The sequence below is a fragment of the Kitasatospora sp. MBT63 genome (assembly GCF_000710465.2).
Lineage (GTDB): Bacteria > Actinomycetota > Actinomycetes > Streptomycetales > Streptomycetaceae > Kitasatospora.
In genome coordinates this window covers 344-12,548 of record NZ_JAIZ01000681.1, presented here as the reverse complement: position 1 = coordinate 12,548, position 12,205 = coordinate 344, and the positions used below count along the sequence as shown (strand labels likewise).

At 72.5% G+C, this 12,205-nt stretch carries 10 protein-coding genes and 1 pseudogene; 4 read left to right on the top strand and 7 right to left on the bottom strand.

Annotation, left to right across the window (positions count from 1 at the left end; all coding sequences use genetic code 11):
- Nucleotides 1-583: pseudogene (locus AA75_RS35825) on the top strand (hydrolase); the annotation flags it as partial.
- A 93-nt stretch (nucleotides 584-676) separates the two neighbouring features.
- Here the strand turns inward: AA75_RS35825 and AA75_RS35820 are convergent.
- From AA75_RS35820 to AA75_RS50225, 3 genes are all read right to left on the bottom strand, one after another.
- Nucleotides 677-2,092 (bottom strand): CHAP domain-containing protein, encoded by a 1,416-nt coding sequence (locus AA75_RS35820; RefSeq protein ID WP_033824570.1) that lies wholly within the window; start codon nucleotides 2,090-2,092, stop codon nucleotides 677-679.
- 224 nt (nucleotides 2,093-2,316) lie between these two features.
- Nucleotides 2,317-2,634, bottom strand: coding sequence for a hypothetical protein (locus AA75_RS35815; RefSeq protein WP_033824569.1), 318 nt, complete (start codon nucleotides 2,632-2,634; stop codon nucleotides 2,317-2,319).
- A 7-nt stretch (nucleotides 2,635-2,641) separates the two neighbouring features.
- Nucleotides 2,642-2,794 carry a hypothetical protein gene (locus AA75_RS50225; protein ID WP_158515620.1) on the bottom strand — a complete coding sequence of 51 codons (153 nt, stop codon included), beginning with the start codon at nucleotides 2,792-2,794 and terminating at the stop codon, nucleotides 2,642-2,644.
- A gap of 510 nt (nucleotides 2,795-3,304) precedes the next feature.
- Between AA75_RS50225 and AA75_RS35810 the strand changes: the two genes are divergently transcribed.
- Entirely contained in the window at nucleotides 3,305-4,138 is an 834-nt protein-coding gene (locus AA75_RS35810; RefSeq protein ID WP_233289332.1) for a helix-turn-helix transcriptional regulator, read from the top strand.
- A gap of 127 nt (nucleotides 4,139-4,265) precedes the next feature.
- On the top strand, nucleotides 4,266-6,329 hold the full coding sequence (locus AA75_RS35805) for a CocE/NonD family hydrolase (RefSeq protein WP_033824568.1): 2,064 nt from the start codon (nucleotides 4,266-4,268) through the stop codon (nucleotides 6,327-6,329).
- An 85-nt stretch (nucleotides 6,330-6,414) separates the two neighbouring features.
- Here the strand turns inward: AA75_RS35805 and AA75_RS35800 are convergent, their stop codons facing one another.
- Genes AA75_RS35800 through AA75_RS35785 form a run of 4 tightly spaced genes read right to left on the bottom strand, consistent with a single transcriptional unit; the run spans nucleotide 6,415 to nucleotide 10,861 of the window.
- Nucleotides 6,415-7,755 (bottom strand): GH1 family beta-glucosidase, encoded by a 1,341-nt coding sequence (locus AA75_RS35800; RefSeq protein ID WP_033824567.1) that lies wholly within the window; start codon nucleotides 7,753-7,755, stop codon nucleotides 6,415-6,417.
- A 35-nt stretch (nucleotides 7,756-7,790) separates the two neighbouring features.
- Nucleotides 7,791-8,633 carry a carbohydrate ABC transporter permease gene (locus AA75_RS35795; protein ID WP_033824566.1) on the bottom strand — a complete coding sequence of 281 codons (843 nt, stop codon included), beginning with the start codon at nucleotides 8,631-8,633 and terminating at the stop codon, nucleotides 7,791-7,793.
- A complete protein-coding gene (locus AA75_RS35790; RefSeq protein ID WP_082527077.1) occupies nucleotides 8,626-9,543 on the bottom strand; it encodes a carbohydrate ABC transporter permease in 918 nt (305 codons plus the stop codon). Before AA75_RS35790 ends, AA75_RS35795 begins: the two co-directional genes overlap by 8 nt.
- 1 nt (nucleotide 9,544) lies before the next feature.
- Nucleotides 9,545-10,861, bottom strand: coding sequence for a sugar ABC transporter substrate-binding protein (locus AA75_RS35785; RefSeq protein ID WP_033824565.1), 1,317 nt, complete (start codon nucleotides 10,859-10,861; stop codon nucleotides 9,545-9,547).
- A 145-nt stretch (nucleotides 10,862-11,006) separates the two neighbouring features.
- Here AA75_RS35785 and AA75_RS35780 point away from each other — a divergent pair.
- Nucleotides 11,007-12,205, top strand: a 1,199-nt coding sequence (locus AA75_RS35780; RefSeq protein ID WP_033824572.1) for an ROK family transcriptional regulator, incomplete at its 3' end; no start/stop codon positions are given.

The window sequence follows — 12,205 nt, the reverse complement described above, 5'->3', positions numbered from 1 at the left end:
CCTCGCCAACTTCGACACCTTCGTGCTGCCCGAGCCGAACACCAGATTCAGCGCGGCGGAGAAGACCGCGATCATGCGGTTCGTGCAGAACGGCGGCGGGCTGTTCCTGGTCTCCGACCACGTCAACAGCGACCGCAACAGCGACGGCTGGGACTCGCCGAAGATCATCAACGATCTGCTGACCGGCAACGGCGTCGACGACACCGACCCGTTCGGCTTCTCCGTCGACCTGCTCAACATCACCACCGACAACCCGCGCGCCGTCACCGACGCCGCCGACCCCGTCCTGCACGGCCCGTTCGGCACCGTCACCGGCTCGATCCTGCGCAACGGCACCACCTTCACCCTCAGGCCCGCCGACAACCCCGCCGTCAAGGGCCTGCTGTACCGCACCGGCTACAGCGGCACCACCGGCGCCTTCTTCGTCACCAGCACCTTCGGCGCCGGCCGGGTGGCCATCTGGGGCGACAGCTCACCCGCCGACGACGGCACCGGCCAGAGCGGCAACACCCTCTACAACGGCTGGGACGACCCCGCCGGCACCGACGCGGCCCTCGCCCTCAACGCCACCGCCTGGCTCAGCAAGGCGTAGTTCCGCAGGTCGACCTCCCGACCGGGGAAACCCGGGGCGGCGGGCTCCGCATCGGATGCGGGGCCCGCCGCCCTGGGTCTCCCGTCACATGGCGGGGGTGCCTGCCTGGTAGGCCAGGTCGGTGGTGGCCCAGGCGCCGCCGTTCGGGAGGTAGGTCAGGTTGAGGTGGCCGTTGCCGGCGTTGCGGCTGTAGAGGGCGAGGGTGCCGTCGTTGCCGAGCACCGAGCTGACGTTGCCGTCCGAGGTGGCGGCGCCGAAGCTGCCGGTCAGGTCACTGGTCTGCCAGGCACCGGCGGCCGGCTTGTAGGTGATCCGCAGGTGCCCGTTGGCCGCGTCCGCCGTCACCACCCCGAGCGTGCCGTTGGCCTGCAGGAACGCCACCGGAGCACCACCACCGGAGACCGCCGCCCCCACGTTGTCCGTCAGATCGAAGTTCTGCCAGCCGCCACTGGTCGGCAGGTAGGTCAGATTGACGTGACCGTTCAGGGAGTTACGGCTGAAGATCGACAGCGTGCCGGACGCATCGACCTGGGTGCTCACATCACCGTCGCTGACCGGAGCGCCGAAGCTGCTGGTCAGATCGGTGGTCTGCCAGCCACCGCCCGACGGCTGGTAGGTCACCCGCAGGTGCCCGTTGGCCGCGTCCGCCGTCACCACCCCGAGCGTGCCGTTGGCCTGCAGGAACGCCGCCGGAGCACCACCACCCGCGGCGGCCCCGCCCGTCATCCCCGTCAGATCCGCCGTCGCCCAGCCCCCACCCACCGGCAGGTACGTGACCTGCAGATGCCCCGAACCCGCATCACGCGTGAACGTCACCTGATTGCCGTCCGAGGCAATGATCGAACCCTTGTTGCCCAGCGCCGGCTTGGTGTTGGGCGCCGTCGGGGCGGAGTTGCTCAGTACCGGAGCGGCGTAGCCCGCGAGATGGACGGCGGTGCCGTTGACGGTCCATTCGTAGGCGCCGACCGTCCCGGGCATGCCGTTGTTCCGGGAGACCTTCCCGGGCGCTCCGCCCTGGTTGCCGCCGACGTAGTCGATCGTCCCGTTTCCGTTGACCGCGACCACGATCGCCACGTGGTCGTCCTCGGTGAAGGAGGAGCTGTAGCCGCTCGGGTGGAAGAACACCGCGTCACCGACGTGCGGGGTGGAGGACAGTCCGCCCTGGTTGTTGTTGGCGTAGGTCTGGAAGCTGTTGGCGAGGTTGTTCAGCACGCCCAGGTTCTTCGCGCCGTTCTGTGCCCAGACCCAGCCGGCGAAGTCGGCGCACCAGGCGTGGGCGGTGGTGCCGCCGGAGCAGCTCGAGGTCTGGCCGGTGCCGGACGCGTAGTAGCCGGCGCCTCCGTTGCCGCAGGCGTTGTTGCCGACCTGCCCCGCCGCGGTGGCGGCGATGTCGCTGCCGGTGGCCGCCTGGGCCGACGGAGCGGACAGGAGACCCAGTCCGGAGCCGAGCAGCAGGGCGGCGGCGCCGGCGGCCGTGGTCGTGCGACGAGACATGGACATGGTGGCCCCTTCGGGAGGACGGTTCGGCTGGAACGCGCACGGGAGGCGCGGGGAGAGTTGGTGCGTCGGTCGACGCGGACCGCCCGGCGGCACGGGTCGGCGCGGACCGTCGCGGGGGAACAGCGCCGCACGCTCGACGCGGGAGCGGGTGGCCGGGGCCCGGGTACGGCGGAGGAGCGGCGGCGGTCCACTCGATGGCGGCGGGCCGGACGGCCGCCACCCGTTCAGCAGGCGGCGGCAGTCTCGCGCGGCGCGAGCGGCTCGGGTGGCAGGTAGCGCCGGTTGAGCCAGGGCGAGGCGCGGTGGCTCCGGGAGATCAGGGCGTGGGCCCGCTCGACGGCGTCGGGGTCACCGGCGCAGGAGCGGCCGAGGAAGTAGAGCAGGAGGTCGATCCGCCCGGGGGCGGGGCGCGCACTGACGTGCTGGAGTCCGTCGTCGGACAGCGCGTGGGCCCACAGGACGTCCACGATCTCGGCCCGTTCGTCCGACGGGACGGGCTCGCCGGACCGTCGGTGGATCAGGCTGGCGTAGGCGGCCTCCACGGCCGGCTCAGCCGCCCCAGCCGAGGCTGTCCTGGGACACCGTCCGGACGACGGGGGCACCGGCCTGGGTCGCGGCCGTGGCGACGGAGGGCGCGAGGACGATCGCGGCGACGGCGACGGAGGCGACCGCGGCGGCCTGGACGATACGGGCGCGGAACATGGTGGTGGTCCTTCGCTCGTGGTGCTGATGGTGTGGCAGTTCGGTACCGGTGGGGCGCCCCGCGGTTGGCGCTGCGTCCGGCCGCCGCCCCGGGTTCGTCCCCCTGGCGGCGAGGTACAGCTTTCCCGCTCGCCGCAGGCACCGGAAGACGTTCCGGATGGCGCCAACCGGACTGTCCGGAGACGGACATGGGTTCATGGACACGTCAGGCCGTGGACACCTCCGACGGCCCGGCGACCCATGACCCCACCTGCGCACATGCGCACGGGACGGCCTGAACGGCCAAAAACGATCTTGAGCAATCGATCGAAGGCCTGTTTGAATGCGGCGAGACGATCGCAGGCCCGACAGGGCCGGTGAACCAGGGGGACGGATGCTCGAGGTACTGGGACTGACCGCCGCGGTCGCAGGGCTGTACCAGGCGATGCTCGACCATCCCGGGACGGCCTGGACGAGCTCGCCGCCCGCTGCGGCCTGACCTCGACCCAGGCGCACGACCACCTCGACGAGTTGTCCCAGCTCACCCTCGTACGCGTCTCCGCCGAGTGCCCGGGGCAGATGCGCGCGGTCAGCCCCGAGATCGGCCTGGCCGGCATCCTCGCCGGCCAGGAGGCCGACCTCGCCGCACGCCAGGCCCAGCTGGCGACCTCCCGGGCCGCCGTCTCGCGCATGGTCGCCGAACGCGCTTCGCACCGGACGAACCACGGCGAACGCCTGCTCGGCATCGACGCCATCCACCATCGCCTCGAACGGATGGGCCACTGCGCCACCACCGAGATCCTCAGCAGCCAGCCCGGGAACCAGCGCCCCGAGGACCTCCTCGCGAGCCGCCCGGCCGACACCGAGGCGCTCGGGCGCGGGATCACGATGCGCACCCTCTACCAGAGCGCGGTCCGCAACCAGCCCCACGTCACCGCCTACGCCCACTGGCTCCTCAGCCGGGGCAGCGAGGTCCGCACCATCCCCGCGACCCCCCAGCGGCTGGTCATCGTGGACCGCGCCCAGGCCCTGGTCCCCATCGATCCCGCCGACAACCGCCAAGGCGCCCTCTACGTCACCGAGCCCGGGATCCTCGCCGCTCTGCTCGACCTCTTCGAGCAGGCCTGGAACACGGCCGTCCCGCTCGGCGCCGCCAGCCCCGAAGACCCCCGGACCAGCCTCACGCCCACCGAACGCGAGCTCCTGCGCCTGCTGAGCTCCGGTCTCACCGACGACGCCGCGGGCCAGCGCCTCGGCATCTCGTCGCGGACGGTCGGCCGCCACATGTCCTCGATCATGGAGCGCCTGGGCGCCAGCAGCCGCTTCGAGGCAGGTATCAAGGCCGCCCACAGGGGCTGGCTCTGACCCGCCCCGGGCGGCGGGGCGCGGAGGGCCGCTGACCGGAACGACGCCGAGATGTCCACTATTGTCGGAATTCGGCGACCGCCGGCAGCCACCCCGCACCACCACCCACGCCCAGGGAGCAGGCACCATGCGGCACCCCACCTCGTACCCGTACCCGACCACCCGCGAGGACGTACACATCCCGCTGCCCGACGGCACCCTGCTGTTCGGCCGGATCTGGCGGCCCGTCACCGAGCGGCCGGTACCGGCCCTGCTGGAGTACCTGCCGTACGGGCTGACCGACCGGACCGCCGCGCGGGACGCCGAGCGGCACCCCTGGTACGCGGGCCACGGCTACGCCGGTGTCCGGGTCGACGCCCGCGGCCACGGGAACTCCGAGGGCCTGCCCGAGGACGAGCAGACCGGGACGGAGGCGGCCGACGGCGTCGCCGTGGTGGAGTGGCTGGCCGGGCAGGCCTGGTGCAGCGGCCGGGTCGGCATGTTCGGCCTCGGGCGCGGCGGCCGCACCGCGCTGCGGGTCGCCGCGCTCGACCCGGCCCCGCTCCGGGCCGTGGTCGCGGTCTGCGCCGGCGACGAGGACCACGAGGACGCCCACTACCTGGGCGGAACGCTGCTGGCGACCGGCCTGCAGAACCGCACCTGCGCCGACCTGGCCTCGGCCGCCCGCCCACCGGACCCCCGCTACGTCGGCGACCGCTGGCGGCAGCTGTGGCTGGAGCGCCTGGACGCCCTGGAACCGGTGGTCCACCGGCGGCTCGCCCACCAGAGCCGGGACGCCTACTGGCGGGACGGCGGCATCCGCGACCGCCACCACGCGATCACCGCCGCCGTCCTGGCTGTCGGCGGCTGGGCCGACCCGCACCGGGACGCCGTACTGCGGCTGGTCGAGCAACTGGACGCGCCCACCCGCGGCATCATCGGCCCGTGGCCGCGGCAGTACCCCGACCAGGGGCTGCCACCGGGCCCCGCCATCGGCTTCCTCCAGGAGACCCTGCGCTGGTGGGACCGGTGGCTGCACGGCCCCGGCAGCGACAGCGGTTCCGGCAGCGGTACCGACACCGGCAGCGGCACCGCAGACGGACCCGCGCTGCGCAGCTGGATGAACGAGTCGGTGCCGCCGGCCGCCGCGTACGCCAACCGGCCCGGCCGCTGGGTGGGCGAGGACGGCTGGCCCTCCCCCGACGTCCGGGAGGTCCGCTACGGTCTCGACGGTGCGCTGCGGGGCGCCGGGACCGCCTCCGCCGACCGCTTCGTGCGGGTCCGCTCGCCGCAGCACACCGGGGTGGACGCCGGACGCCAGGTGCCCGCCGGTGGCGGCGCCGACCTGCCGCCGGACCAGCGGGAGGAGGACGGCAGGTCGGTCTGCTTCGACTCCGCGCCGCTGCCCGAACCGGTCGAGCTGCTCGGCCGGCCCGGCGTACGGCTGCGGCTGCGCTGCGACACCCGGCGCGGGCAGGTCGCCGCCCGGCTCTGCGACGTGGCGCCGGACGGCTCGTCCGCGCTGGTCACCCGGGGGGTGCTCGGGCTGTCCGCCCGGCACGGCACCGAACGGGTGGTGGACTGGGAGCCGGGCGCGGTCGAGGAGGTGGAGTTCGACCTGGCCGGCATCGCGCACGACTTCCCGGCCGGCCACCGGATCCGGCTGGCGCTGTCCTCCGCGTACTGGCCGTGGGTGTGGCCGCAGCCGGACGCGGCCGGTTTCGAGGTCGACCCCGGCGGCAGCGTGCTCACCCTGCCGGTCCGCCACCTGGCCGCCGACGCGGGCAGCCCGCCGGTCGCCTTCGAGGCGCCCGAGCAGGCGGCCCCGCTCGCCGTGCGGGTGTCCGAGCCGCTCACCGCCAGGCCCGAGCGGCTGCTGGTGCACGACGTCGCGGCCGGCGAGTGGCGGCTGGAGGCCTCGCCGGGACCGGCCGGACCGTACACCCTGCCCGACGGCCTGGTCGTCGCGGAGCACACCGTGGAGGCGTACCGGATCCGTGCCGACGACCCGCTCAGCGCGCAGGCCAGGACCGATCTGACGGTCCGGCTGGAGCGCCCGGAGATCGGCTGGGACGCCACTGTGCAGCTCCGTGCGGAGATCCGCTGCGATGCCACGCACTTCGTCACCCGCAACCGGCTGCGGGCGCTGGATGGCGGCGACGTGCTGTTCGAACGCGACTGGGAGCGCCGGATCCCGCGGTCGGCCTGCTGAGGCCGGTCAGGGGGTCCGGCATGCCGCGGGGCCCGGCGGCCGGCGCCGCCGGGCCCGCTCGGGGGTGGTCCGGAAAGGGGCGGGCTCAGCGGGCCCGGTGCGTGCGGATCAGCTCCGCGTACCGGTGGCCGCTGGTCTTGACGGTGCGCTGCTGGGTCTCGTAGTCGACCCGGACCAGGCCGAAGCGCTTGCCGTAGCCGTAGGCCCACTCGAAGTTGTCCAGCAGCGACCAGGCGAAGTAGCCGGCCAGCGGGGCTCCTTGGGCGGCGGCGGAGGCGCAGGCGGCGAGGTGCCGCTCCAGGTAGGCGGTCCGCTCCGGGTCGTGGACGGTGCCGTCGGGGGCGACGGTGTCGCGGTAGGCGGCGCCGTTCTCGGTGACGTAGAGCTGCCGGGCGCCGTACTCCTCGGTCAGCCGCAGCAGCAGCTCCTCGATGCCGGGGGCATGCACCTCCCAGGGCATCGCGGTGTGTTCGGGGCCGGGGCCGGGCAGCTGGCGGAAGTACGGGGCCGGGCCGGTGGGGTCGTCGGCGACGATCTGGCGGAAGTAGTAGTTCAGGCCGAGCCAGTCCAGCGGGGCCGAGATCAGCTCCATGTCCCCGTCCTGGACCGGGAGTTCCACGCCGTAGAGGTCGACCATGTCCTGCGGGTAGCCGCGGCCGAGCACCGGGTCGAGCCACCAGCGGTTGATGTGGCCGTCGGCCCGGCGGGCGGCCTCGTGGTCGGCCGGGCGGTCGCTGCCGGGCCGGATGGTGGAGAGGTTGTTGACGATGCCGATCCGGGCGCCGGGCACGTGCTCCCGCAGCGCCCGTACCGCGAGGCCGTGGCCGAGGTGCAGGTGGTAGGAGGCGCGGACGGCGGCGGTCAGGTCCTGCCACCCGGGGGCCATGTCGCCGTCGAGGTGACCGATCCAGGCGGAGCAGAGCGGTTCGTTGAGGGTGGCCCAGTGGGTGACCCGGTCGCCGAGGCGCTCCGCGACGGTCTCGGCGTACTCGCCGAAGCGCAGCGCGGTGTCGCGTTCGGGCCAGCCGCCGCGGTCCTGCTGGGCCTGCGGGAGGTCCCAGTGGTAGAGGGTGGGGAAGGGGGTGATGCCGGCTTCCAGCAGGGCGTCCACCAGCCGGTCGTAGAAGCCGAGGCCGGCCTCGTTGACCCGGCCGTCGGCGTGCGGCACCACCCGGGGCCAGGCGATGGAGAACCGGTAGGCGTCCAGGCCGAGTTGCTTCATCAGGGCGAGGTCCTCGGGCCAGCGGCGGTAGTGGTCGCAGGCGGTGTCGCCGGTGTCGCCGCCGGCGACCTTCCCCGGGGTGTGGGAGAAGGTGTCCCAGATGGAGGGTGCGCGGCCGTCAGCGGCCACGGACCCCTCGATCTGGTACGCGGCGGTGGCCGCGCCCCAGACGAATCCGTCCGGGAGAGCACTGAGGTCGTTCACGACATGCCTTTCGGGGAGGGTTGTCCGACGGAGGATCACTTGACGGCGCCGGCGGTCAGCCCGGCGACCAGGAAGCGCTGCAGCAGCAGGAAGCCGGCCACCACCGGGACGCTGACCACCAGGGAGGCGGCCATCACCTGGTTCCAGTACACGTCGGTCTGGGTGGCGTAGCCCTGGAGGCCGACGGCGAGGGTGCGGGTCTCGTCGTTGGTCATCACGGAGGCGAACAGCACCTCGCCCCAGGCGGTCATGAAGGCGTACACGGCGACCGCGACGATGCCGGGGACGGCGGCGGGGATGACGATCCGCACCAGGGTCCGCAGCGGGCCGCAGCCGTCCACGGCGGCGGCCTCGTCGAGGTCGCGCGGGATGGAGTCGAAGTACCCGGCCAGCATCCAGATCGAGAACGGCAGCGAGAAGGTGAGGTAGGTGAGGATCAGTCCGCCGCGGCTGCCGTAGAGGGCGACGCCGGTGGAGTTGCCGATGTTCACGAAGAGCAGGAACAGCGGCAGCAGGAACAGGATCCCGGGGAACATCTGGGTGGAGAGCACCGTGACGGTGAACAGCCGCCGCCCCCGGAAGCGGTAGCGGCTGACGGCGTACGCGGCGAGGATCGCGATCAGCACCGAGCAGACGGTGGCGCCGCCCGAGACGATCAGCGAGTTGACGAAGTAGCGGCCCAGCGGGACGGTCTTCCAGATGTCGGCGTACGGCCGGAGGGTGATGGTGCTGGGGATCCCGCGGAACGGTCCCTGCACGTCCTGCAGCGGCTTCAGCGAGGAGCTGAGCATCACCAGTACCGGGGTGAGGGTGAAGGCCAGCAGGACGGTGAGCGCGATCCGGCGGGTCCACCGGTAGGAGGCGGGCGGGTCAATCATCGGCACCCTTCCGGCGCGAGGTGGCGAACAGGTAGCCGGCCGTCACCAGCAGCAGGAAGAGCAGCAGCAGGACGGACATGGCCGAGCCGGAGCCGAAGTTCCAGGTGACGAAGGAGGACTGGTAGATGTGGATGGAGATGAGGTCCGCGGCCTGCGGCGCCGACTTGCCGAACAGCACGTAGGGCGTGTTGAAGTCGTTGAAGGTCCACAGGAACAGCACCAGGACCAGGACCAGGTTGACCGGGCGCAGCGAGGGCAGGGTGATCCGGCGGATCTGCTGCCACACGCCGGCGCCGTCCATCGCGGCGGCCTCGTAGAGCTCGCGCGGGATGTTCTGCAGGCCGGCCGTCAGGGTGAGGAAGGCGAACGGCCAGGACTTCCAGACCGAGACGGTGACCAGCGCGGTGAAGCTGTTGTCGCCGATCAGCCAGAACGGCCGGCCGGAGGTGAGGTGGAGCTGGTCGTGCAGCAGGTGGTTGACCAGGCCGGTGTCGCGCTGGAACATGAACGACCAGGTGATCACGGCGGCGTACACCGGCAGCGCGTACGGGAGCAGGAAGGCCGCGCGCAGCAGCCCCCGGCCCTTGAAGGCGTCCTGCATGAAGATCGCCGCCGCGGTGCCGATCAGCCAGGACAGGCCGACCGACAGCACGGTGAAGGCGCAGGTCACCCAGAACGAGTTGAGCAGCGACCGGCCGATCGGCGCGCTGAAGTCCACCGCCACCCGGTAGTTCCCGAGGCCGGCCCAGGGTGCGGCGGACCAGTCCCGGATGAAGAACTGGGTGAGCTGTTTGGCGCTCATCACGATGCCGACCACCATCGGCACCAGGTGGATCAGCAGCTCCAGCGCGAGGGCGGGGAGCAGGAGCAGGTAGGGCAGGCCGGTGCGGCCGAGTCGCTTGCGGATCACGTCAGTTGGCCGGCATCTGCTGCTGGGCCTTGGTGAGTTCGGCCTTGACGGTGTCGTCGGTGACCGGCTTCCCGGCGGCGGCCCCGGCGAGCAGGTTCTTCACGGCGGTGCCGACCAGGGTCTCGAACTGGCTCTCGTTCGCGACCTGGGGCAGCGGCCGGGCGCTGGTGGCGAGGACGTCGGAGAGCGCCTTGAGCTCCGGGGTGGCGAAGGCGGGGTCGGCCTGGGCGGCCTTGACCGGCGGGATGGAGCCGTAGGTCTTGTTGAGCTGCTTCTGCTCGTCGTCGCCGGTCATGAACTTCACGAACTGCAGGGCGCCGTCCAGGTTCTTGGTGTTCCTGAAGACGGCCAGGTTGATGCCGGCCACCATCGAGGTGGTGGCCTTGGTGCCGGTGGCGCCGGCCGGGACGGGGATCGGGGCGACCGCGAAGTCGTCCGGGTTCATGCCGTGCGACGTGAGGTTGGCGCCGGCGGACTGCCACATCAGCATCGCGGCCTTGCCGGTGGCGAAGTCGGTGACGGACTGGTTGTTGGCGTACTCGGCGTTGCCGGGGGCGGCGATCTTGTCCTTGGCGATGAAGTCGACGTACTGCTTGACGGCGCCGACCGCCTCGGGGCTGTCGAAGGCGGGCCTGCCGGCGGCGTCGAACCAGCCGGTGCCGTGCTGCTGTCCGAGCGCGAAGGCGTGGTGGACGTTCTCGGAGACGTTGCCGCCCTCGATGGCGAGCCCGTACTTGCCGTCCTTGGTGAGCTTCTGGCCGTCGGCGACCAGTTCGTCCCAGGTGGCGGGCGGGTTCGCGATGCCGGCCGCGGCGAAGGCCTTCTTGTTGTAGTAGAGGCCGTAGGCCATGGAGTAGAGCGGGACGGCGGCCGGGTCCTTGCCGGCGGCGCCGGCCGAGGCGATGGTGGCGGGCAGGAAGCGGTCCTTGCCGCCGATCTTGGCGAAGGTGGCGTCGTCGAAGGGCAGCAGTGCGCCGGTGGCCTGGAGCGAGGCGGACCAGGTGTTGCCGATGTTCAGCACGTCGGGGCCCTGACCGGAGGCGGTGGCGGCGAGGATCCGGTTCAGCAGGTCGGACCAGGGCACCACCTCCAGCTTCACCTTGATGCCGGTCTGCTGCTCGAACTTTCTCAGTTCCGGCTCCAGGACCTGCTTGTCGTTCTCCAGGCTGGTGCCCTGGTTGGAGGCCCAGTACGTGAGAGTCTTGGGGCTGCTGTTGTCGCCGCCACCGGAGCTGCTGGAGCCCCCGCCGCAGGCGCCGACGGTCAGGGCGAGCGTGGCGGCAAATGCGGTGGCGGCGGCGAGGCGGTTGATGCGCATGACCGTTGCCCCTCTCGGGCGGGGTGGCGTGGTGGGGGGTGAAGTACGAAGCCCAGCGGCTTACTTCAAGGCGTGATTTAACGTGTGAGAAAAGCTGGCGTCAAGACTTCGCGCAGCGATAGATTCAGCCCAGGAGGGAGAGTCCATGACGCTTCGAGGCAAGCAGACCGTACGTGACCTGCGGCGGGGCAGCAGATCCACGCTGCTGCGCCGGCTGTACTTCGACGGGCCGCTCAGCCGCCAGGAGTTGGGGCGGATCACCGGCCTGAGCGCCGGCTCGGTCAGCAACGTGACCGGCGAACTGCTCGCCGACGGGCTGGTCGAGGAGTGCGGCTCGGTGGAGTCGGACGGCGGACGGCCGCGGATCCTGCTCCAGGTGACCCCGGGGCGGGCCCACCTGGTCGGCGTCGACGTCGGTGAGACCCAGGTCCGGGTCGCCCTGTTCGACCTGGCCCTGACCGAACTCGCCGCCAGCGACCACCCACTGTCCGACAAGGGCCACGACGTCGACCACGTGGTCGAGCTGATCCTCACCGGACTCGCCGAGGTACTGGCCCGTACCGGCACCGACCCGCAGACCGTGCTCGGCGTCGGCGTGGGGGTGCCCGGCATCGTCGAGCAGGGCGCGGCGGCCGAGCACGGGCTCGGCATCGTGGTGCACAGCCAGACCGTCGACTGGGACGCCGTGCCGCTCGGCCGGCTGCTGCGGGCCGGCACCGACCTGCCGCTGTTCGTCGACAACGGCGCCAAGACGCTCGGCCAGGCCGAGATGTGGTTCGGTGCGGGCCAGGGTGCGCTCCACGCGGTGGTGGCGCTGTTCGGCTCCGGCGTCGGCGCCTGCGTGATCGCCGACGGCGCCCGCTTCCGCGGCGCCACCAGCAGTGCCGGCGAGTGGGGCCACACCAAGGTGCACGTGGGCGGGCGGCTGTGCCGGTGCGGTTCGCGCGGCTGCCTGGAGGCCTACGTCGGCGCGGAGGCGCTGGTCGAGAGGTGGGGCGCCGCACCGGCCGGGAGCAGCGAGAAGGCGGGGCTGGCCGCGCTGCTGGCCGCCGCCGAGTCCGGCGAGGACGCCGCCGTCGAGCTGCTGGACGAGGCCGCCGAGTACCTCGGCGCGGCCATCGCCGACCTGGTCAACCTGTTCAACCCGGAGCGGATCGTGATCGGCGGCTGGGCGGGCCTGATGCTCGGCCCGCGGCTGCTTCCCGCCGTCCGGGACGCCGCCACCGCGTACGCGCTGCGCTTCCCGCGGGCGCAGACCTCGATCGAACTCGGCCGGCTCGGCCCGGACGCCGTCACGGTCGGCGCGGCCACCCTGCCGCTGTCCCAGTTCCTCGACTCGGGCGG